Genomic DNA, 21,285 nt, shown 5'->3' with positions numbered 1-21,285 from the left:
GGCCCCCGATGGAATGGCGGCCCCGCGACACCCCCGTCCGGGGGTGGTGAGACCTGGGTCACTGTTTACATCATGTGAGGAGCCGGAGGACCGGCCGGGTCGGTAAAGAGGAGGGCACATGCCGGAAACGAGTGCGACGGAGACGTTCCGGGCGGCCCGGGACTTCCTGCTCCGGCACCGCGAGGACTACACCGCCGCCTACGACGGCTTCCGCTGGCCCCGCGACGACCACTTCAACTGGGCGCTCGACTGGTTCGACGTCATCGCCCGGGACAACGACCGCACCGCCCTGCACATCGTGGAGGAGGACGGCACCCGCACCGAGGTGTCGTTCGCCGAGATGTCCGCCCGCTCCGACCGGGCCGCGAACTGGCTGCGCGCCCAGGGGGTGCGCGAGGGCGACCGCGTCCTCGTCATGCTCGGCAACCAGGTCGAGCTGTGGGAGACCGCGCTCGCCGCGATGAAGCTGCGCGCCGTCGTCATCCCGGCGACCCCGCTGCTCGGCCCCGCCGACCTGCGCGACCGGGTGGAGCGCGGCCGGGTCCGGCACGTCCTGGTCCGCGACACCGACACCGCGAAGTTCGCCGAGGTGCCCGGCCGCTACACCCGTATCTGCGTCGGCGCCCCGACCGAGGGCTGGCTCGACTACGCGGACGCCGCCGGGGCCCCGCGCGCCTTCACACCGGACCGCGAGACCGACGCGGACGAACCGCTGATGCTCTACTTCACCTCCGGCACGACCGCCAGCCCCAAGCTGGTCGAGCACACCCATGTCTCGTACCCCGTGGGCCACTTGGCGACGATGTACTGGATCGGGCTCAAGCCCGGCGACGTCCACCTCAACATCTCCTCGCCCGGCTGGGCCAAGCACGCCTGGTCCAACCTCTTCGCTCCGTGGAGCGCCGAGGCGACCGTCTTCATCTTCAACTACACCCGCTTCGACGCCGGCCGCCTGATGGCCGAGATGGACCGCTCCGGCATCACGAGCTTCTGCGCCCCGCCCACCGTGTGGCGCATGCTCATCCAGGCGGACCTGACCCAGCTGAAGACGCCGCCGCGCGAGGTGGTCGCCGCCGGTGAACCGCTGAACCCCGAGGTCATCGAGGCGGTCCGGCGCGCCTGGGGTGTCACCATCCGCGACGGCTTCGGCCAGACGGAGACCGCCGTCCAGGTCGCCAACACCCCCGGCCAGGTCCTCAAGCCCGGTTCGATGGGGCGGCCCAGCCCCGGCTTCCGGGTGGTCCTGCTCGACCCGGTGAGCGGGGAGCCCGGCGCGGTCGAGGGCGAGATCTCGCTGGACCTGTCGACGCACCCGGTGGGCCTGATGACCGGCTACCACGGCGACCCGGAGCGCACGGCCGAGGCGATGGCCGGCGGCTACTACCGCACCGGTGACATCGGCTCCCGCGACGAGGACGGCTACATCACCTACGTGGGGCGCGCCGACGACGTCTTCAAGTCCTCCGACTACAAGATCTCCCCGTTCGAGCTGGAGAGCGCCCTGCTGGAGCACGAGGCGGTGGTCGAGGCCGCCGTCGTCCCGGCCCCCGACGAGGTCCGCCTCTCCGTCCCGAAGGCATACGTGGTGCTCGCAGACGGCTGGGAGCCCGGCCCCGACACCGCCAAGGTGCTCTTCGCCCACTCCCGGTCCGTGCTCGCCCCGTACAAGCGGGTGCGGCGGCTGGAGTTCGCGGAGCTGCCCAAGACCGTCTCCGGCAAGATCCGCCGGATCGAACTGCGCGAGCGCACCGCCCAGGGCGGCGGCACCGAATACGTCGAGGGGGACCTGGCATGACCGAGCTGTCCTACGCACACGGCACGGGCACCACCGCCCTGCTCGGCGACACCATCGGACGCAACCTCGACCGGGCCGTCGCCGCCTGGCCCGACCGGGAGGCACTGGTCGACGTACCGTCCGGCCGGCGCTGGACGTACGCGGAGTTCGGCGCGGCCGTGGACGAGCTGGCGCGGGCCCTGATGGCGTCGGGCGTGGCCAAGGGCGACCGGGTCGGCATCTGGGCGGTCAACTGCCCCGAGTGGGTGCTCGTCCAGTACGCCACCGCCCGCGTCGGCGCCATCATGGTGAACATCAACCCGGCTTACCGGGCGCACGAGTTGGAGTACGTGCTGAAGCAGGCCGGGATCTCCCTCCTTGCCGCCTCCCTCACGCACCGCACCAGCGACTACCGGGCCCTGGTCGAGGAGGTCCGCGCCAACTGCCCCGATCTGCGGGCGGTGCACTACATCGGCGACAGCTCGTGGGAGGAACTGCTGGCGGTGGCAGACCAGGTGACAGGCGATCAGCTGACCGCCCGCGAGGCGGAGCTGTCCTGCGACGACCCGATCAACATCCAGTACACCTCGGGCACCACCGGCTTCCCCAAGGGCGCGACCCTCTCCCACCACAACATCCTCAACAACGGCTACTTCGTGGGTGAGTTGGTCGCCTACACCGAGCAGGACCGGGTCTGCCTCCCGGTCCCCTTCTACCACTGCTTCGGCATGGTGATGGGCAACCTCGGCATCACCTCGCACGGCGCCTGCATCGTGATCCCCGGCGGCTCGTTCGAACCGGCGGCCGTGCTGAGCGCCGTGCAGCAGGAGCGCTGTACCTCGCTGTACGGGGTGCCCACGATGTTCATCGCCGAACTGAACCTGCCGGACTTCGCCTCGTACGACCTGTCCTCGCTGCGCACCGGGATCATGGCCGGGTCGCCGTGCCCGGTCGAGGTGATGAAGCGGGTGGTGGCCGAGATGCACATGGAGGAGGTGTCCATCTGCTACGGCATGACGGAGACCTCACCGGTCTCCACGCAGACCCGCCGCGACGACGACCTGGAGCGCCGCACCGGCACCGTCGGCCGCGTCATGCCGCACATCGAGGTCAAGGTCGTCGACCCGGCGACGGGGGTGACCCTGGAACGCGGGCAGTCCGGCGAGCTGTGCACCCGGGGCTACAGCGTGATGCTCGGCTACTGGGACCAGCCCGAGCGGACCGCCGAGGCCATCGACGCGGGGCGCTGGATGCACACCGGGGACCTCGCGGTGATGCGCGAGGACGGCTACGTGCAGATCGTCGGCCGCATCAAGGACGTGATCATCCGGGGCGGCGAGAACATCTACCCGCGCGAGATCGAGGAGTTCCTGTACCGCCACCCGAAGATCGCCGACGTGCAGGTGGTCGGCGTGCCCGACGAGCGCTACGGGGAAGAGGTGCTGGCCTGCGTCATCCCCGCCGACCCGGCCGACCCGCCGGCCCTCGACGACGTACGGGCCTTCTGCGAAGGGCAGTTGGCGCACTACAAGATCCCGCGCCTGCTCCAGATCCGGGAGACCTTCCCGATGACGGTCAGCGGCAAGGTCCGCAAGATCGAGCTGCGGGAGACCTACCGGGGGTAGCCGCGTCAGGCGGCCTCGATGACGTCCCCCGCCGCCGTCCCGCGCGTCGCGGCCGCCCACTCGATGAGTAGCACCTCGTACGCGGCGGACTCCACGGGGGACCACTCCTGCCCCGCGCGGGCGTCCACGAACGCCCGGATCGCCTCATTGGCCTCCAGGGCGGCGCGGCCCGAGAGCGCGGGGGCGTGCGCGGGCGTGTCCGAGGGTGGTGAAGTCCGTGGAGTTAAGACCATGCGTTCCACTGTAGGGCCCGCCACTGACAACGGACCGCACATCGGGGGCCGTTGGCCAGAACGTGACGGATCACACGCAGGGTGGCCGGTCGGTTTCCGTGAGGCACGACACGTCGCCCGGCCCGTGTGTCCGATTCTGATGGGTTGCGAGCGGTCAGGCGCCGGTGCTGACGAGCTCGTCGGCCGCGCCGTTCACCGGCTGCGGCGTGCCGGTGAGGTCCAGGACGAACAGCGGCACGCATAAGGTGTCCGCGCGCTTGCGGGCCTCCGGCGTATAGCCCGCGAGCGAGAACAGCACCCCGCGCACCGAGCCGTTGAGCGCGTTGAGCCACAGGCACTCGACGTCGCGGAGCGCGGTCGGCCGGGTCGTGGAGTCGACCTCGGCGATCAGCCCGGCCGCCCGCACGTCGATCCGGGACGCCGGCCGGTTCACCGGGTGCGTCACGTCCCGGAAGCCCAGCCAGGTCAGATAGAGCGCCGCCGCCGCGACCGCGTCACGCGCGGTACGGATGGTCAGCGGGCGGAACGCCGGACGCGGCGCCGCCGCCGTGCGCGGCAGCGGTATGTGCGCGGGCCGGACCGCCCCGGCGGACGCCACCGGCCGCACCGGCACCCGCAGCACCGCGCCGCACGGGCAGCACAGCTCGGGCTGCGGCCACTGGTCGTGCCGCCCGCAGCCCCGGCACCGTACGGTCACCCAGTCGTCGTTCCAGGTGCGATGGGTGATCGGGACGACGGGTGCGCCGCGCAGCAGCGGCGGGGCGGTCGGCTCCCCGCACGGGCACGGGTAGACGGGGGTCACGTACGCATGGTCGCGGCGACAGGCCGGGCACCGTACCGGCACTGACTCCACCCCGTGCTCCCTCCGTACCACTTCCGTAATCCCTCCATGCTCCCCCAAGAGCCCGCCGCCGGGAGCGGAATCGCCTCACTCGGCGCCCTTCTCCGTGCCGCTCCCCGCTCCCTTGACGGCGGTCCGGACGGCGCTTAGATTTGCTTCCACATAACAGAAGAAGTTTTCCGCAATGCGGAACCGGTGATGTGGTGCTCTCAGGTGGCGCGACAGAGCCCGACTCCATCCCCGACTCCACCCAGGGACGAGCAGGAGCACTCAATGCCTCGTATGACCGCTGCCCGCGCGGCAGTCGAGATCCTCAAGCGCGAAGGCGTCAGCAACGCGTTCGGTGTGCCCGGCGCCGCGATCAACCCCTTCTACGCGGCCCTCAAGGCGGCCGGCGGCGTCCACCACACGCTCGCCCGCCACGTCGAGGGCGCCTCCCACATGGCGGAGGGGTACACCCGGGCCCGCCCGGGCAACATCGGCGTCTGCATCGGCACGTCGGGGCCCGCCGGCACCGACATGATCACCGGCCTGTACTCCGCGATCGCGGACTCGATCCCGATCCTGTGCATCACCGGCCAGGCGCCGACCGCCGTCCTGCACAAGGAGGACTTCCAGGCCGTCGACATCGCCTCGATCGCCGCCCCGGTCACCAAGGCCGCCACCACCGTCCTGGAGGCCGCGCAGGTCCCGGGCGTCTTCCAGCAGGCGTTCCACCTGATGCGCACGGGGCGCCCCGGCCCGGTCCTCATCGACCTGCCGATCGACGTGCAGCTCACCGAGATCGAGTTCGACCCCGACCTGTACGAGCCGCTGCCGGTGCACAAGCCCGCCGCGTCCCGCAAGCAGATCGAGCGCGCCCTGGAGATGCTGAACGCCTCCGAGCGCCCGCTGCTCGTCGCGGGCGGCGGCATCATCAACGCCGACGCGTCGGAACTCCTGGTGGAGTTCGCCGAGTTGACCGGTGTCCCGGTCGTCCCGACCCTGATGGGCTGGGGCATCATCCCCGACGACCACGAGCTGAACGCCGGCATGGTCGGCCTCCAGACCTCGCACCGCTACGGCAACGCGAACTTCCTGGAGTCCGACTTCGTCCTCGGCATCGGCAACCGCTGGGCCAACCGCCACACGGGCAAGCTGGACGTCTACACGGCCGGCCGCACCTTCGTCCACGTCGACATCGCGCCCACCCAGATCGGCAAGATCTTCGCCCCGGACCTTGGCATCGTCTCCGACGCGAAGGCGGCCCTGGAACTGTTCGTGGAGGTCGCCCGCGAGTGGAAGGCGGCGGGCAGGCTGGCGGACCGCTCGGCCTGGGCGGCGTCCACCCAGGAGCGCCGCGCGACCCTGCAACGCCGTACGCACTTCGACAACGTCCCGCTGAAGCCGCAGCGGGTGTACGAGGAGATGAACCGCGCGTTCGGCCCGGAGACCCGGTACGTCACGACGATCGGCCTCTCCCAGATCGCGGGCGCCCAGATGCTCCACGTCTACCGCCCGCGCCACTGGATCAACTGCGGCCAGGCGGGCCCCCTGGGCTGGACGATCCCGGCGGCGCTCGGCGTCGCCACCGCCGACCCGGAGGGCTCGGTCGTCGCGCTCTCCGGCGACTACGACTTCCAGTTCATGCTGGAGGAGCTGGCGGTCGGCGCCCAGCACCGCATCCCGTACGTGCACGTCCTGGTCAACAACTCGTACCTCGGCCTGATCCGCCAGGCCCAGCGCAACTTCGACATCGACTTCCAGGTCAACCTGGAGTTCGAGAACCTCAACTCCCCGGAGCTGGGCGTCTACGGCGTGGACCACGTCAAGGTGGTCGAGGGCCTAGGCTGCAAGGCCATCCGCGTCACCGAACCGGACGCCCTCCTCCCGGCCTTCGAGGAGGCCAAGAAGCTCGCCGCGGAACACCGCGTCCCGGTGGTGGTCGAAGCGATCCTGGAACGCGTCACGAACATCGCGATGAGCGGTTCGGACATCGCCTCGGTCAACGAGTTCGAGGACATCGCGACGGACCCGACGCACGCCCCGACGGCGATCCGGCCGTTCGCGGAGGCGTGATCGTCCAGGTCCTGTGACCCCAGCCCCGGAGAGCGCCTGCGGATCCTGGCAGGCGCTCTCCGTTGTCCTGGGAAACTCGACCGGGTCGCCGCTCGACCCGGCAACAGGGCCTGCTGTGCCCGCGGCGCGGGCGGTGGTCCGAGGGTGAACACGCGGGTGGCCGGGTCGACCCGGGCCGGCAGCACCGTCCCCTGTGCGGCGTCCGCGAAAAGGTACGCCAGCAGGACGCACGCGACGAACACCGCCACCAGGAAGAGCCCGGCGACAGGCCCTAGCCCACCTCCACCCGCTTGCGGTCTCGCCGAACCCAGAGACGGTACGGACCGCGACATACACTGCGGCCCCACCCGAACCCAGTAGCAGACTCGCACCCACGGTGGCGGTGAGCTGTCGTCGTGGGGTGCGTGAGGTCCGGAGGGCAGCGGGCGGACGCCGCACGGGCGTGACGCCGGCGGGCGCGAACGGCAACCGTTCACCCGCTCTTCACCCTGTCGGCTGAGGAAGGGGGCCCGGAGACGGTTGGCGTGTGCATGCTCTGACCGCACCGCCACCGTCGCCATCCCCTCACCGGAGGTCTGCAGTGCCCGGCAGAAACGTGTACCGCCGCAGTCGTGCCGTCGTGGCAGCCGCTCTCGCGTTCACCGCGGCAGCGGCCGGGATCTGGACCGGCTTCGCCGGCTCGGCCCCGCGCACGCCGCGGCGGCCGTCCCGACCCCGGACCACGTCGTGGTCGTGGTCTTTGAAAATCACGCGTACAGCCAGGTGGTCGGCTCCTCCAGCGCTCCCTACATCAACTCGCTCAAGGCGGGTGGGGCCAACCTCTCCCAGTCGTATGCCGAGACGCACCCGAGCCAGCCGAACTACTTCGCCCTGTTCTCCGGCTCCACGCAGGGGATCACGGACGACAGCTGCTACACGCCCGGCTTCTCCTCCGCGCCCAACCTCGCCTCCGAGCTGATCGCCAAGGGCAAGACCTGGGGCAGCTACAACGAGACGCTGCCCAGCCAGGGTTCGACGACCTGCAGCAGCGGCGACTACGCCCGCAAGCACAACCCCTGGTTCGGCTTCAGCAACGTCCCCACGTCCAGCGCCAAGACGTTCGCTCAGTTCCCGACGGACTACTCGACGCTCCCGCAGGTCTCCTTCGTCGTCCCGAACCTGTGCAGCGACATGCACGACTGCTCGGTGTCCACCGGTGACACCTGGCTGAAGAACAAGCTCGGCGCCTACGCCACCTGGGCAAAGACCCACAACAGCCTCCTCGTCGTCACCTTCGACGAGGACAACCGGCTCGCCGGGAACAAGATCCCGACGGTCCTCTACGGCCAGCAGGTGACCCCGGGGTCCTCCTCGGCCACCACCTACAACCACTACGACCTGCTGCGGACGCTGGAGGACATGCACGGCCTCACGCACGCCGGCAACGCGGCCTCCGCCAAGGATATTACGGGCATCTGGACGTCCTGACATGTACGTAGCGGACAGCCGGGCCGGCACGCCCGAGACCCCGGCGGCGGCCCCGTCCGCGGACGGCGCCACCCGGCCCCGCGCCGGGCGGCGCCGTCCCGCGGTCGCGCCCACGGTGCTGGCCCTCGGCGCGGTCAGCCTGATCACCGATGTCTCCTCCGAGATGGTGACGGCGGTGCTGCCGTTGTACCTGGTGGCGGGCCTCGGCCTGTCCCCGCTGGGCTTTGGGCTCCTCGACGGGATCTACAACGGCTTCTCGGCCTTGGTCCGCCTCGTCGGCGGACACCTCGCCGACCGGGGAGGCGGGCGCCACAAGTGGGTGGCGGGGGCCGGGTACGCCCTCTCGGCGGCCTGCAAACCCCTGCTCCTGATGGCGCAGACGCTGACCCCGATCGGCCTGATCCTCGCAGCCGACCGCACCGGCAAGGGCCTGCGTACCGCCCCGCGCGACGCCCTCATCTCCCTGTCGAGCACCCCGGAGAACCGCGGCCGAGCCTTCGGAGTGCACCGTGCGATGGACACGGCGGGCGCCCTGCTCGGCCCCCTCGTCGCCCTCCTGATCCTCCGCGCCACCGTCGACGGCTACGACGCCGTGTTCACGGTGAGCTTCTGCGTGGCCGTGGTGGGCGTACTGGTGCTGGTGCTGTTCGTACCGGGGGGTGCGGGCACGAAGGACGGCGCCGGGCGGCCGACAGGCGCCGATGCCGAAACGGGCCGAGCCGGGGAGCCCGGAGCCGGGACTCCGGCCCTCCCGGCCGCCGCACCGCGCCCCACCCTGCGCGCTGCCCTGGCTCTCCTCCACCACCCGGAGCTACGACGTATCACTGTCTGCGCCCTGCTGCTCGGGCTCGCCACAGTCAGTGACTCCTTCGTGTTCCTGCTCCTGCAGCGGCGCCTCGGGGTGCCGGACCGCTGGTTCGCGCTGCTGCCCCTCGGCACCGCTGCCGCTTTCCTGCTCCTCGCCGTCCCGCTCGGCCGACTCGCGGACCGGGCAGGCCGGTGGCAGGTGTTCCTCGGCGGACACGGCGCCCTGCTCCTCGCGTACGCCCTTCTGCTCAGTTCCTGGCAGGGCACGGCGGCGGCCTGCGCCGTACTGCTCCTGCACGGCGGTTTCTACGCGGCGACCGACGGCGTGCTGATGGCGGCTGCCTCGGACAGCGTGCCGCGCGAGCTGCGCTCGTCCGGGCTCGCGCTCGCCCAGACGGGCCAGGCGCTGGCCCGGTTCTCGTGCTCGCTCGGCTTCGGCGCGGCCTGGACGGCGTGGGGCGACCGGACGGCGCTCACGGCGTCGGCCGTCCTGCTCGCCCTGTGCGCCGTGTTCGCGCTGCGCCTCCGCCCGATCCGCCCCACCACTTCCTCAGAAAGCCTCGTATGACGCTGCGCAACCGCATCCTGGTCCTGGTCTGTGCCCTGGCCGTCCTCGCGGGCGTCTCGGTGGCCTCCGTGCTGCACGCCTCGGCGCGCGCGGACCGCAGGAACCAGGCCCGGCCGGGCGGCCCCCGGATCACCGCCGGACCCGTGTCCCTGACCGCATCCCGGCGGCTGGTGTTCCGCAACATGGCGTGGGGGCCGCACCGCGACGAGCTGACGTCCGTCCCGGCGTCGGACCCATCGGGCCCACGGGTCGCGTCGGAGGTCAAGTGCCTCCGCTTCTACGCCGCTTCGGGTACCGGCGTGTGCCTCCAGGCGAAGCACGGCGCCGTCCAGGAGACCTACCAGGCGGTGATCCTCGACGCCGGACTGCGCGAGCGGGCCCGCTACGACATGCCGGGGATCCCGTCCCGGGCCCGGGTCTCGCCCAGCGGGCGGTACGCGGCCTGGACGGCGTTCGTCGGCGGCGACTCCTACGCGGGCACGAACTTCTCGACGCGGGCGGCGATCGTCGACACCCGCACGGGGCGCCTGACGCCGTCGCTTGAGGCGTACCGCGTCATCAAGGACGGCCGGACCTATCGCGCGGCGGACATCAACTTCTGGGGCGTGACGTTCGCTTCGGACGACCGCACCTTCTACGCCACGATGGCCACGCACGGCTCGACCTACCTGGTCCGCGGCGACCTGCGGGCCCGTACCGTCACCACCGTGCACACCAACGTCGAGTGCCCGTCCCTCTCCCCGGACGGCACGCGCGTCGCCTACAAGAAGCGCGTCACGGGCCTCCCGGCGGACGCCCCGTGGCACCTGTACGTCCTCGACCTCCGCACCGGCCGCGAAACGGCCGTGTCGGAAGCCCGCAGCGTCGACGACCAAACGGTCTGGCGCGACAACCACACCCTGACCTACGCCCTGCCGGGCGACTACGGAGCCGACCTCTACACGATCCCGTCCGACGGCACGGGCACACCCCGACGCATCAGCACGGCGGCGGTGTCCCCGGCGTACATCGGCTGAGCGGACCGGTCCTACGGTGTCGCTCACGGGGGCGGCGCCCGTTTCGATGCCCTGAGACCGGGAGACCCGGTCGACGCCGTGCTCGGAGTGACGGCCGACAGAGGCACTCGCCCAGGCCGTTCCACCCCTTGTCGCGCCGGGCCCCGAAATCGCGAAGGGCGGGACGGGGTCGGCAGGATCCGAAAGGCGCGACATGGATCAGCTCGCGTGACCGGCCGGCGCGGCGGTGGCGAGGCGCGCCAGGCGGCGCGGGCCACATGGGACTTTCCGGACGCGCCCCTAGTGCTGCGTCAGGCAACGTCCGCCCTGTCCGCGAGAGCTTGACCGCAGATGTCACTGTGGTTGTGTGCTTCGTCCCGGACCGGCGGCCGGACATTGACGCTCTGCGTGTCGGGGGTCTCCGCGTCACGACCAACCGCGATCATCCCCTGGCGGTGAGCGAACCACGCAAGGCCAGGTCCCGGGTCAGGTCGCCCGTTGATGTCAGGCGCGCTTGGGGGCGATGCTCACCGCGCGGTAGTCGTAGCCGTCCTGCTTGAAGCCGGGGGCCTCCCAGGTGAGCTCGACCTTCTGCCCTGGTGACAGCGTGCGGAAGCCGGGCGCCTGGATGTTGGAGTAGTGGCCGAAGCACCCTCCGGGAGTCTCGGGTGAGTCGAGGACGCCCCATCCCTCTTCGTCGCTCCACTCGCGCACAGTCGCGGTCACGACTGCCGGGTCCTTGCGGTGACGTTCGCGACGGCCCATGTGCCGCTCCCTTCGCTCGTAGCCGCAGGCGTCGGCCACGCGGTGATCATTCCAGCTCTCCTGGCGTCGCGGGACCCATTTCCTCGGCCCAGCGCCGACTCCAGGTGTCCAGCGGGCTCAGCGCCTCGACAAGATCGCGGCCGAGCCGGGTGAGGCGGTAGCCGTCGCCGTCCAGGACCAGCAGGCGGGCGGTGGACAGCTCCTCGATCCGGGTGCTGAGCACGCTGGAGGACATGCGCTCGCACCGGCGCTGCAACTCGCGGAAGCCGCAAGGGGCTTGGCTCAGTTCCCACAGGATCCGCATCGTCCACCTCCGTCCGAGCAGGTCGAGTGCGGCCATCACCGGGCGTCCCGATGCGGACCCCCGTACCGGCTGACCAGGACGTGGCGCTTCGGCTTCCATGCTCACTCCTTGCGCTTCGGTTTTCGAAGCATATAGTGGTTCGAAAATCGAAGCATGAGGTGCCGACATGCCCCGCATCGAACCGCTCACCCCGCCCTACACCGCCGACGTCGACCGGGCGCTCCGCCGCTGGATGCCGCCGGGTGTGCCGCACGAGCCGCTCACGCTGTTTCGGGTCCTGCACCGCAACCCGGAGCTGGCCTCACGCATGTTCGCCCTCGGCGCCGGGCTGCTGGGCCATGGACTCTTGCCCGCCATGGACCGGGAGATCGTCATCGCCCGCGTGACCGCGCGATCCGACTGTGCCTACGAATGGGGCGTCCACGCCGCGACCCTGGCGCCGCAGGCCGGACTGGCCCCCGAACTGCTCCGGGCAACTGCCCAGCCCGACGCGGTGGCCGGCGCCTCATGGTCGCCACGCCATACGGCGCTGCTCCAGGCGGTTGACGAACTCAACGACACAGCGCGACTCACTCAACCCACCTGGGATGCCCTGCGCGCGCACTACGAAGAGACTCACGTACTCGAACTGCTCGTACTGGTCGGCTGGTACCGGACCGTCAGCCTTCTGGCCAACGGGCTTCTCCTGGAAGAGGAGCCCTGGGGTGCCCGTTTCCCCGAGGCCACCCCGTAAGCCGGACACACTCACCACCGCACACAGGAGATGCCATGCCCAAGGGTTACTGGGTCAGCGTCTACCGCACCGTTTCGGACCCCGAGAAGCTGGCCGCCTACAACAAACTGGCCCCTCCGGCCGTCAAAGCCGGGGGCGGCCGGGTCCTCTCCCGCGGCACTCGCGTCGAGGCATACGAGGAGGGAACCGCCGAACGCACCGTCCTGGTCGAGTTCGACACCTTCGACCAGGCCGTCGCGGCCCGCGAGAGCGCCGCCTACCAAAAGGCCTTGGCCGCACTTTCCGGCGGCGTCGAGCGCGACTTCCGCATCATCGAGGGCATCGACTGACCAAGAGCCGGCGCGCCTTCGCTGAAGCTCCTTTGAGTACTTCGCCAAATCCGCGATTGCCCGAGACCTCACCATGTGGGGGCGGAGCTGCGCCAGGCAGCGGTGGGCGTGATACTCGGCGGTCGGATAGTCGCCCAGCGCCAGGTACGCGGAGAGAGCCAAGGAGTCCAGTTCAGCCTGGTCATAGAACGCGAGCAGCCAGTCCGGCCGGTGGTCAGCGGGATCTGCGCGCAGCATGGCGTCCTGTGCCTGCTCGAACGCGCGACGGGTCTCGGTCCGGTTCTGGGCAGTGCCGTGGCTGGCCCCCTGGCGGGCCAGGCCAAGGGACGCGAAGAGCGGGTCGCGGCGGGTGAGGTGCAGGTTGCGCCTGGTCGCCCGACATCTCCGCGAGGGCTTGCGCCTCGCGCATGTGAGCCTTCGCTGCCTCGTCGCGCCGGCCGTCGATGGCCGCCCACATCGCAGATGATCGGAACGCGGCTCCAGAGGCGTAAAGACTGGCGTACTTGCTGCGTTGCACTGCCCGCGTTCTGGAGATTGAGCGCCTCGACGGCGAGCGCGGTGGCCTGCTCCTCGGTGCGGGGTTGCCCGCCGTGGCGGTGGTCATTGGCGACGATGTCGGCGAAGCGCTTGTTCAGCCGGTTGACGTCGCTCATGCCGATCCGGCGTGGTGACGCGGTCCCCGGGGCTGCCGCTGCGGCAGCTGCCACAGCGATGCCGCCGACGAGGGTGCGGCGCTTCATGTCGAACTCCTTTTGCTGCGATGACGTGGGGTGCGCGAGTACCGGCCCGTGGCACGAACCCTAAGAACTCCTAACGGAATGACCTCGCCGGGTTTGCCGGTGAGCGCGGTTGGTACTGTCCGGCCGTGACCCTGACGGACCTTCGAGACGGATTCCGCGACGCTGAGCAGCGGCAGTGTGTCCAGGCGATGATCGCCAGTCGCCTGGCCGATGATCGCGAGCCGCAGGAGTGCCGGTATCTCATCCGTTTCTGGTGGCAGCTGAGCATGCCGTATCGGGAGGTATCGGTTGCGGAACTACGCCTGAATGTCGGCCAGCAGAAGCTGGACGTCGTCATGGAACTGGTCAGCGCCATCAGGTCGTCCCACGAAGAGATCGACGCATGGCTGTCCGGCGCAGTGCAGACGTTCCCGGTGCTTCAGGACCATGGCTTCAGCGCCACCGTAGACAGCCGCGATTGAGACTAAGGGCTGTCCCGCAAAGATCTTGGCTGCGGGTCCGGAGCGGTCTGAACAGCTGGTGGGGTGCTCAGCTGGTGGTTCGTGAGGTGCTCAGGGACCGGGCGAAGCCGGCGAGCGTGTGGAAGTCGTTCTCCCGGAGGCCGATCCGTGGGTTGACGTGGTGCAGGAGCCCGGTTCCCTGGTGGTGGGCGGTCACGTACGTCTGGTCCAGCTCGCTCTGCTCGTCGTCCACCCAGGCGAAAGGACGGCCGTCTGCGTAGTTCACCAGCGGTCCGGTCTTCCAGTGGACTCCATCGGGGCGTTCTTGGAGTAGAACGTCACCGAAGTCGACGAAGGGAAGTTCCCGAAGGCCGAGGACCGGTGCGATCCACCGGTTGGCGTCGTCCATCCATGTAGTGGCCCAGCACAGCTCGAAGCCGAGCTGGATCAGGTTTCGCCCGTGCTCTGGGTTGAGCCAGACCCGCAGGGGGCGCCGTCGGGACGAGAGGCCCCTGTCGTCTCCATGGGCGTCGTTCCTGGGAATTCGAATTGTGGTGTAGCCGTCGGGACGTCTCTCCGGCTTGGCTGCGTAAGGGTTAAGGGGCCCGTCCACGTCGAGGAACAGCAGCGGTCGGTTCATGGTTTCCCCCGGTCTTACTGACTGTGGACTGCCCTGGTCAGCGTAGCTGCGGGATTGTCACGGCATGGAGCCAGCCTGGGTAATGATCATGAAGTGGCGAGTGTGATCACGGCTTCGGAGCCGTCCTGGATAGCCCCGTTTGCGGGACTGACCCCGCGCTGCTTCGGCAAGCTGCTGACCATGCTGCGTCGGGATGGAGGAGATGTGGTCCACCGAGGGCGGCCGTGGAGTCTGCCGCTGGAGGACAGGGTTCTGCTGGTCACGGCATACTGGCGCACCAATCTGACGTTGAGGCAGCTCGCCCCGCTCTTCGGCATCTCGAAGTCCACGGCCGGCCGGGTCATCAACCACCTCGGCCCCCTGCTGGCGCTCCGGTCTCGCGAGCGGTTCGCCAAGAACACCGTGCTCACCGTGGATGGCACCCCGGTCCCCACCCGGGACCACACCATCGCCGAGCGGTCGAAGAACTATCGGTACTCCACCAACCACCAGGTCGTCATCGACGCCGACACCCGTCTGGTCGTCGTGGTCGGCCGGTCCCTGGCCGGGAACCGCAACGACTGCAAGGCATGGGAAGAATCCGGCGCCAAGGCCGCCGTCGGCAACACTCTCACGATCGCCGACGGCGGCTACCCGGGCGCCGGACTCGTCATTCCGCACCGTCGCAGGCGCGGCCAGATCGAACTACCAGCCTGGAAAGAGGAACACAACAAGTCCCACAAGCAGGTCCGCGCCCGCGTCGAGCACGTCTTCGCCCGCATGAAGACCTGGAAGATACTCCGCGACTGCCGCCTGAAAGGCGACGGTGTCCACCACGCCATGCTCGGCATCGCCCGTCTACACAACCTCGCCCTCGCCGGATAGGTCGTACGCGGCACGGTGGGCCGCTACGTCCGGCGACTCCAAGATCCTTACGGGACAACCCTTAGAGCTTCGTCAGGCGTCGCCAGCAGATCAGTGCGCATCCGAGGGTGAGGAAGGGTTCGTGGATGTCGTCGCGGATCTCCCAGCGGATTCGTAGGCGACGGAACGAGTGCAGATGCGCGAAGGCACGCTCCACGACCCAGCGTTGGGCGCCCAGCCTTGAGCCGTGCTCGGTGCCCCGGCGGGCGATGACTGGCTTCACGCCGAGGGCCCAGACGAGGCGGCGGTACTTGTCATGGTCGTAGCCGCGGTCGCCCAGCACGATGTCCGGGCGGCGCCGGGGCCGGCCCCGCTTGCCCCGCACGGGCGGCACCGCTTGGAGGAGTGGGATGAGCTGGGTGACGTCGTTGCGGTTGCCGCCGGTCAGCGTGGCGGCGAGCGGGATGCCAGTGGCATCAGTGATCAGATGATGCTTGCTGCCGGTTCTGCCCCTGTCAACAGGGCTTCGTCCCGTCTTGGCCCCCCTTTAGCGCCCGAATGTGGGAGCCGTCGACGGCCGTCCGGGAGAAGTCCAGCGCGTCCGCGCTGCGGAGTCTGGCCAGGAGCCCTTGGTGCAGTCGGGGCCACACCCCGGCTTCGGTCCACGCGGCCAGACGGCGCCAGCAGGTCATGCCAGAGCCGACGCCGAGTTCCTGCGGCAGGTGTTCCCAAGCGATCCCGGTGTGCAGCACGAACAGGATGCCCTGAAAGACCAGCCGGTCCGGATGCCGCTTCCGCCCCGGATGTCGGACCCGCCGCTCCCCCTTCGGCAGCAGCGGCTCGACCACCGCCCAGAGCTCGTCATCGACATCCCACGGCTTCGGCCGAGCCACCCCACACCCCCAGATCATTGCTCCTGGAGTGATCCAACCACCTCGAAGATCATTTCGTCAGGAGTTCTAAGAGCTCGTAACACGATCATGAGCGGGGTAGTTCGGTACCCTCGTGGGCTGGGCGCCGCGACGGGCGTGGCATCGTCGTGCAGATGAGCCATGTGAACAACGTTGCCGGTTCCTCCGAAGGCGCCTGGATCTTCGGTCTGGAGGAGATTTCCGCAGCTGACGCGAGCGAGGACGGCGCGATGCATCCTCCCGTCTTGGGCAGGGCTCTGATCAGGGCACCCGAGGACACGCCACAGGCTTTGCGATGGGCAGCGGAGGAATTCGTTGACCAGTGTGGGCCCGACTGGGCAGTCTCGTCTGTCCTTCTGCGATGGCTCAAGATCGAGGCTGGCGACGAGCTACTACTGGGCGTGGAGAGCTGTGTCCTGGAGCGCGTCTCTGACGATCAGATTCGCCTGCACGCCAACTACAACCAATGGGACGATCTGGTCGTCCCTATCTCGGTTGTTCGACGCATGCTGGTCGACATGGCGTACTTCATCGTCATGGAGGCCCGCCACCCGCTGCCTGCCTGGCGGATCAGGCGACTGGGAGAGCGGGACTGGAGCCGCAGGCGCAACGCTGAGTAGGTCGGCATGCGCAACCTGGGTCACATTCTTCCCATCGTGGTGCTCACTCAGTTGTCTTCTTGAGCCGCCGCCGGCAGATGAGGCTGCAGTCGAGGGAGAAGAAGGCGTCATGGAGTTCGGTGCGACGTTCCCAGCGGATGGCGAGGCGTTTGAAGTGGTTAAGAGCTCGTAACACGATCTTGTGACCTCAGATTGCATCGTTGTCACACGGCTGCCTGCTCGCTCGCGATACTCGGACCGTGGACAGCTACGAGGGCACCGCGACGCTTGAGTGGTGGGCCAATCGATCGACCTGTCTGGGCAGGCTTCGTGTGCAGGTCGCGGTCCGTTCCGCCGGAGACACCTGGACGTCCGAGGCGACCCTCGAATCTCCCCTGGACGCGGAGGACAGGGAGAGCTTCAACTTCCTGATGCAGCTCGATCCGCACTTCACCCTGCGTTTTGATGACGCGAGCACGATGCTGGTCAAGGTCGTCGAAGCAGGAGTCGAGGGACGGCTCATCCTCACCGCGGCCGAGACAGACACTGCAGAGCCGCCCAGAACCAGGCAAGCACCGCACCAGTAGCACCAGGGCCTTTTCGAGGTGCTGTGCTGCCTATGATCGCTTGGGCGCGATCAGATTCCGGCGAGGTCGGCGCGACGCGCTCGCACAGATGACGCAATGTCGAAAGGGCGCGGAGTACGGGACCGTATCCGTACTCCGCGCCCTGGTTCAGGGAAGAACAGGGGCCGCGGCAGTAGCGCGAAGGGGGGCTGCACGGGCCTTCAGGTCTGGTGACCGGGCCGCCCTCCACGTACCACCGCACTGGCATCGCGCCACCGCCGCGGCCTCGTCCTGCCCGTGCCGTGCGATTACCCCTCATCCGGGTGGACGCGTCGGCGCGGGCAGGGTTCGGGGGTGAGGTCAGTCCTCGCGGAGGGCGCGGACCGCCTCCTCCACGCGCTTGCCGTACTCGGGGTCGGCCGCGTGGAAGTGGGCGAGGTTCTTCTCGATGACGTCGTCCCGGGAGACCTGGGACAGGCCGCCCGCGATGTTCGCGATCAGGCGGTCCTTCTCGTCGGCCGTCATCAGGCGGTACAGCTCGCCGGCCTGGAAGAAGTCGTCGTCCTTGGTGTGGAGGGGCGCCTCGTGGGTGCCGGTCCAGCCCTGGACGGGGAGCGGGGCGGAGAGCGCCGTGTCCGTCTGGGCCGGGCCCGCGTACGAGTTGGGCTCGTAGTTCTTGTCGTGGCGCGAGCCGTACCGTGTGGCGTGGAGGCCGTCGCGGCCGTAGTTGTCCGCGGTGGCGGCGCGCGGCGCGTTCACCGGGAGCTGGGTGTGGTTGATGCCCAGGCGGTAGCGCTGTGCGTCCGCGTAGGCGAACAGGCGGCCCTGGAGCATCTTGTCCGGGGACGGGCCGATGCCGGGCACGAAGTTGTTCGGCGAGAACGCCGCCTGCTCGACCTCGGCGAAGACGTTGTCCGGGTTGCGGTCCAGCACCAGCCGGCCCACCCGCTGGAGCGGGTAGTCCGCGTGCGGCCACACCTTGGTGACGTCGAACGGGTTGAAGCGGTAGTCCGCCGCCTCGGCGGCAGGCATGAGCTGCACGTACAGCGTCCAGGACGGGTTCATGCCGCGCTCGATGGCCTGGAGCAGGTCCGTCTGGTGCGAGTTGCCGTCCTTGCCGACGAGCTCGGCGGCCTGGTCGGCGGAGAGGGAGCGCACGCCCTGGTTGGTCTTGAAGTGGTACTTCACGAAGTACGCGTCACCCGCGGCGTTCGTCCACTGGTACGTGTGCGAGCCGAAGCCGTTCATGTGGCGGTACGAGGCGGGGATGCCCCGGTCGCCCATCAGCCAGGTCACCTGGTGCGTGGCCTCGGGGGAGTTCCCCCAGAAGTCCCAGACGTTGTCCGGCTCCTGACGGCCCGTGAACGGGTCGCGCTTCTGCGAGTGGATGAAGTCGGGGAACTTGATCGGGTCCTTGATGAAGAACACCGGGGTGTTGTTGCCGACGAGGTCGTAATTGCCCTCGTTCGTATAGAACTTGACGGCGAAGCCGCGCGGGTCGCGCACCGCGTCCGCGCCGCCCAGCGAGTCGGCGACGGTGGAGAAGCGGAGGAACGTCTCGGTGCGGCGGCCCACCTCGGAGAGGAAGTCGGCGCGGGTGTACGCGGTGACGTCGTCGGTCACCTCGAAGTAGCCGTACGCGCCGGAGCCCCGGGCGTGCACCACGCGCTCCGGGATGCGCTCCCGGTTGAAGCGGGCGAGCTTCTCCAGGAGGTGCCCGTCCTGGAGGAGGATCGGGCCTCCGGCACCCGCGGTGGCGGAGTTCTGGTTGTCGGCGACCGGGGCGCCGGACTCGGTCGTAAGCACACGCTGCGTCATGGTGTCGGGGCGACCTTCCGTACGGGGAGCTGCTGAACTGCGACGGCTCGGGGCTCCAGGAGCGTAGGTACGCTCCGAACCTGACGTCAACAGTTTGTTGAAATTCGTGGTGGGAGGGTGTTCCGGACGGTGCCGGCGCCTGGGCGCGACAGGACAGGTGTCAGCGACGGCACCGTCCGGAAGTCTGAGGGGAGAAGGGGAGGGTGGAGCGGGCCGGGTCAGTCCTTGACGGGCTGACCCGACAGGCGCTCGACCGAGCGCAGCAGCGCCGAGTGGTCCAGGCCGCCGTCACCCTGCGCGCGCAGCGAGGCGACGAGCTGGGCGACCACACCGCCGACCGGCAGCGCCGCACCCACGTTGCGGGCGGCGTCCGTGACGATGCCCATGTCCTTGTGGTGCAGGTCGATCCGGAAGCCGGGCGCGAAGTCCCGGTTCAGGAAGTTGTCCTTCTTGCGGGTCAGCACGGTCGAGCCGGCCAGGCCGCCGTTCAGCACGTCCAGCGCGGCGGTGAGGTCCACGCCGGACTTCTCCAGGAAGACCACGGCCTCGGCGCACGCCTGGATGTTCACCGCGACGATCAGCTGGTTCGCGGCCTTCACCGTCTGGCCGGAGCCGTGCGGGCCGCACAGCACGATGGTCTTGCCGAGCGCTTCGAGCAGCGGCTTCGCGGCGTCGAAGTCCGCCTGCTCGCCGCCCACCATGATGGAGAGCACGGCCTCGATCGCACCGGCCTCACCACCGGAGACGGGGGCGTCCAGGACCCGGATGCCCTTCTCGGCGGCGTTCTTCGCGAGGTCCACGGAGGTCTGCGGGGTGATCGAGGACATGTCGATCAGCAGCGCGCCGCGCTTCGCGTTCTCCAGGATGCCGTCGGGGCCGTACGAGATGGCCTCGACCTGCGGCGACGCGGGCACCATCGTGATGACCACGTCCGCGTCCTCGACCGCCTCGGCGATCGAGGAGGCGCCGGTGCCGCCGGCCGCGGCCAGGCGGTCGACCTTGTCCTGCTCCAGGGTGTAACCGGTGACGTCGTAACCGGCCTTGATCAGGTTCTCCGACATGGGCGAACCCATGATGCCGAGACCGATCCACGCAACCTTGGGGAGGTTGTTGCTCATGAGGGTGCCTTCCGATCAGCGTGTACAGGGGCTCCTGGGAAGCCTCAGCGGGCGGGCCGCGCGGCGGCCGGGAGCCAGTCGAAGGAGTCGGCGCTCGGGCGGTCGCCGGGCTTGTACTCCAGCCCGACCCAGCCCTCGTAACCGGCCTTCTTCAGCTCGTCCAGGAGCTGCTCGAGGGGGAGCGAGCCGGTGCCGGGCGCGCCGCGGCCCGGGTTGTCGGCGATCTGGACGTGCCCCGTCCGGTCGGCGTAGGCGGTGATGACCTGGCTGAGGTCCTCGCCGTTCATCGACAGGTGGTACAGGTCCAGCAGGAACTTCGCGTTGCCGAGGCCGGTGGCGGCGTTGACCCGGTCCACGACCTCGACCCCGGCCGGTGCGCTCACCAGCGGATAGCGCGGGGACTCCGGCGCGTTCAGGGTCTCGATCAGCAGCACCGCGCCGATCCGGTCGGCGGCGCGGGCCGCCAGGACCAGGTTCTCCAGGGCGAGTTCGTCCTGGGCGGCGGGGTCGACGCCGTCGACCCGGTTGCCGTACAGCGCGTTGAGCGCCTTGCAGCCCACCGAGGCGGCGAAGTCGGCCGCCACCTCGATGTTGGCCCGGAACCGCTCCGACTCCGCGCCGGGCACGGAGAGCGCGCCGCGGTCGGGGCCGGGGAGCTGTCCGGCGTAGAAGTTCAGGCCCACCAGCTGGGTGCCGGCGTCGTCGAGCGCCTTCTTGAGGGCGTCGAGCTCGGCCTGCTCGGGGGTGGGGGTCTCGATCCAGGGCCACCACAGCTCGACCGCCGTGAAGCCGGCCGCGGCGGCTGCCGCGGGACGCTCCAGGAGCGGGAGTTCCGTGAAGAGGATCGAGAGGTTCACATCGAAGCGCTGGTCCGGGTAGCCCATGAGGGTTTCGGCGCTCCTTCCGTATTGCGGAAGTTTGTTTCTGCTTAATGGAAGATTGCCCGGAGGGTGGCGGGGCTGTCAAGGGGGTGTCCGGAATTCGTGCCGGTCAGGGAGGCGGCGCACCCCTCGGAGAGCGCGCCCCTCGGAGAGCGCGCCCCTCGGAGAGCGCGCCCCTCGGAGGGCACGCGAAAAGGCGGGGCGGGGCCCGTCGGCCCCGCCCCGCCCGT

The 21,285-nt window shown here is 69.5% G+C and carries 20 protein-coding genes and 2 pseudogenes; 12 read left to right on the top strand and 10 right to left on the bottom strand.

Annotated elements, in window-relative coordinates; all coding sequences use genetic code 11:
• Nucleotides 1–118: 118 nt before the first annotated feature.
• Nucleotides 119–1,795, top strand: a complete 1,677-nt coding sequence (locus tag NEH16_RS05120; RefSeq protein ID WP_265539597.1) for an AMP-binding protein — start codon at nt 119–121, stop codon at nt 1,793–1,795.
• Nucleotides 1,792–3,399 carry an AMP-binding protein gene (locus NEH16_RS05115; RefSeq protein ID WP_265539595.1) on the top strand — a complete coding sequence of 536 codons (1,608 nt, stop codon included), beginning with the start codon at nt 1,792–1,794 and terminating at the stop codon, nt 3,397–3,399. Before NEH16_RS05120 ends, NEH16_RS05115 begins: the two co-directional genes overlap by 4 nt.
• Nucleotides 3,400–3,404: 5 nt before the next feature.
• On the opposite strand, the gene NEH16_RS05110 is transcribed toward NEH16_RS05115, so the two are convergent.
• Together NEH16_RS05110 and NEH16_RS05105 are read right to left on the bottom strand one after the other, a co-directional pair.
• Nucleotides 3,405–3,632, bottom strand: a complete 228-nt coding sequence (locus NEH16_RS05110; protein WP_073966014.1) for a hypothetical protein — start codon at nt 3,630–3,632, stop codon at nt 3,405–3,407.
• Between the two features lie 154 nt (nt 3,633–3,786).
• On the bottom strand, nt 3,787–4,485 hold the full coding sequence (locus NEH16_RS05105; RefSeq protein ID WP_265539593.1) for a hypothetical protein: 699 nt from the start codon (nt 4,483–4,485) through the stop codon (nt 3,787–3,789).
• 270 nt (nt 4,486–4,755) lie between these two features.
• Here NEH16_RS05105 and gcl point away from each other — a divergent pair, with 270 nt between their 5' ends.
• From gcl to NEH16_RS05085, 4 genes and pseudogenes are all read left to right on the top strand, one after another.
• A complete protein-coding gene (gene gcl / locus NEH16_RS05100) occupies nt 4,756–6,531 on the top strand; it encodes a glyoxylate carboligase (protein ID WP_073966012.1) in 1,776 nt (591 codons plus the stop codon).
• Between the two features lie 595 nt (nt 6,532–7,126).
• Nucleotides 7,127–7,998, top strand: a pseudogene (locus NEH16_RS05095) (alkaline phosphatase family protein).
• 1 nt (nt 7,999) lies between these two features.
• Nucleotides 8,000–9,373 carry an MFS transporter gene (locus tag NEH16_RS05090; RefSeq protein ID WP_265539590.1) on the top strand — a complete coding sequence of 458 codons (1,374 nt, stop codon included), beginning with the start codon at nt 8,000–8,002 and terminating at the stop codon, nt 9,371–9,373.
• Entirely contained in the window at nt 9,370–10,389 is a 1,020-nt protein-coding gene (locus tag NEH16_RS05085) for a TolB family protein (RefSeq protein WP_265539588.1), read from the top strand. Before NEH16_RS05090 ends, NEH16_RS05085 begins: the two co-directional genes overlap by 4 nt.
• Before the next feature lie 483 nt (nt 10,390–10,872).
• On the opposite strand, the gene NEH16_RS05080 is transcribed toward NEH16_RS05085, so the two are convergent.
• Together NEH16_RS05080 and NEH16_RS05075 are read right to left on the bottom strand one after the other, a co-directional pair.
• Entirely contained in the window at nt 10,873–11,133 is a 261-nt protein-coding gene (locus NEH16_RS05080) for a cold-shock protein (RefSeq protein ID WP_265539586.1), read from the bottom strand.
• A gap of 46 nt (nt 11,134–11,179) precedes the next feature.
• The gene (locus tag NEH16_RS05075; protein ID WP_308286027.1) at nt 11,180–11,536 is read right to left on the bottom strand and encodes a winged helix-turn-helix transcriptional regulator; all 357 of its coding nucleotides are present in this window, start codon (nt 11,534–11,536) and stop codon (nt 11,180–11,182) included.
• A 67-nt stretch (nt 11,537–11,603) separates the two neighbouring features.
• On the opposite strand from NEH16_RS05075, the gene NEH16_RS05070 reads away from it, so the two are divergent.
• Together NEH16_RS05070 and NEH16_RS05065 are read left to right on the top strand one after the other, a co-directional pair.
• Complete coding sequence (locus NEH16_RS05070) at nt 11,604–12,170, top strand: carboxymuconolactone decarboxylase family protein (protein ID WP_265539582.1); 567 nt, start codon at nt 11,604–11,606, stop codon at nt 12,168–12,170.
• A gap of 35 nt (nt 12,171–12,205) precedes the next feature.
• Nucleotides 12,206–12,499 carry a DUF1330 domain-containing protein gene (locus NEH16_RS05065; RefSeq protein WP_265547068.1) on the top strand — a complete coding sequence of 98 codons (294 nt, stop codon included), beginning with the start codon at nt 12,206–12,208 and terminating at the stop codon, nt 12,497–12,499.
• Here NEH16_RS05065 and NEH16_RS05060 read toward each other — a convergent pair.
• A pseudogene (locus tag NEH16_RS05060) lies at nt 12,455–13,152 on the bottom strand (hypothetical protein); the annotation flags it as partial. The gene NEH16_RS05065 and the pseudogene NEH16_RS05060 sit on opposite strands and share 45 nt — an antisense overlap.
• A 212-nt stretch (nt 13,153–13,364) precedes the next feature.
• Here NEH16_RS05060 and NEH16_RS05055 point away from each other — a divergent pair.
• Entirely contained in the window at nt 13,365–13,700 is a 336-nt protein-coding gene (locus NEH16_RS05055; RefSeq protein ID WP_265539580.1) for a hypothetical protein, read from the top strand.
• 67 nt (nt 13,701–13,767) lie between these two features.
• On the opposite strand, the gene NEH16_RS05050 is transcribed toward NEH16_RS05055, so the two are convergent.
• Nucleotides 13,768–14,319 carry a hypothetical protein gene (locus NEH16_RS05050; protein ID WP_265539578.1) on the bottom strand — a complete coding sequence of 184 codons (552 nt, stop codon included), beginning with the start codon at nt 14,317–14,319 and terminating at the stop codon, nt 13,768–13,770.
• A gap of 93 nt (nt 14,320–14,412) precedes the next feature.
• Here NEH16_RS05050 and NEH16_RS05045 point away from each other — a divergent pair, with 93 nt between their 5' ends.
• Nucleotides 14,413–15,183, top strand: a complete 771-nt coding sequence (locus NEH16_RS05045; RefSeq protein ID WP_265539576.1) for a transposase — start codon at nt 14,413–14,415, stop codon at nt 15,181–15,183.
• 61 nt (nt 15,184–15,244) lie between these two features.
• Here NEH16_RS05045 and NEH16_RS05040 read toward each other — a convergent pair.
• Nucleotides 15,245–16,073, bottom strand: a protein-coding gene (locus NEH16_RS05040; protein ID WP_430523742.1) for an IS5 family transposase whose coding sequence is annotated in 2 segments (ribosomal slippage) — nt 15,245–15,710 and nt 15,709–16,073 — 831 coding nt in all. Because the reading frame shifts where the segments join, the coding sequence is not laid out codon by codon here.
• Nucleotides 16,074–16,207: 134 nt separating this feature from the next.
• Here NEH16_RS05040 and NEH16_RS05035 point away from each other — a divergent pair.
• Nucleotides 16,208–16,693 (top strand): hypothetical protein, encoded by a 486-nt coding sequence (locus tag NEH16_RS05035; protein ID WP_265539573.1) that lies wholly within the window; start codon nt 16,208–16,210, stop codon nt 16,691–16,693.
• A gap of 239 nt (nt 16,694–16,932) precedes the next feature.
• Nucleotides 16,933–17,259, top strand: coding sequence for a hypothetical protein (locus NEH16_RS05030; RefSeq protein ID WP_265539571.1), 327 nt, complete (start codon nt 16,933–16,935; stop codon nt 17,257–17,259).
• 339 nt (nt 17,260–17,598) lie between these two features.
• On the opposite strand, the gene NEH16_RS05025 is transcribed toward NEH16_RS05030, so the two are convergent.
• The 3 genes from NEH16_RS05025 to NEH16_RS05015 form a co-directional block, all read right to left on the bottom strand.
• Nucleotides 17,599–19,056, bottom strand: coding sequence for a catalase (locus NEH16_RS05025; protein WP_073966005.1), 1,458 nt, complete (start codon nt 19,054–19,056; stop codon nt 17,599–17,601).
• A 218-nt stretch (nt 19,057–19,274) separates the two neighbouring features.
• On the bottom strand, nt 19,275–20,174 hold the full coding sequence (locus NEH16_RS05020) for a 2-hydroxy-3-oxopropionate reductase (RefSeq protein ID WP_265539570.1): 900 nt from the start codon (nt 20,172–20,174) through the stop codon (nt 19,275–19,277).
• 44 nt (nt 20,175–20,218) lie between these two features.
• On the bottom strand, nt 20,219–21,058 hold the full coding sequence (locus NEH16_RS05015; RefSeq protein ID WP_073966003.1) for a TIM barrel protein: 840 nt from the start codon (nt 21,056–21,058) through the stop codon (nt 20,219–20,221).
• Nucleotides 21,059–21,285 lie beyond the last annotated feature (227 nt).

The organism is Streptomyces drozdowiczii, from assembly GCF_026167665.1.
GTDB classification, from domain to species: domain Bacteria; phylum Actinomycetota; class Actinomycetes; order Streptomycetales; family Streptomycetaceae; genus Streptomyces; species Streptomyces drozdowiczii_A.
This window is presented reverse-complemented; position numbering and strand designations above follow the sequence as displayed.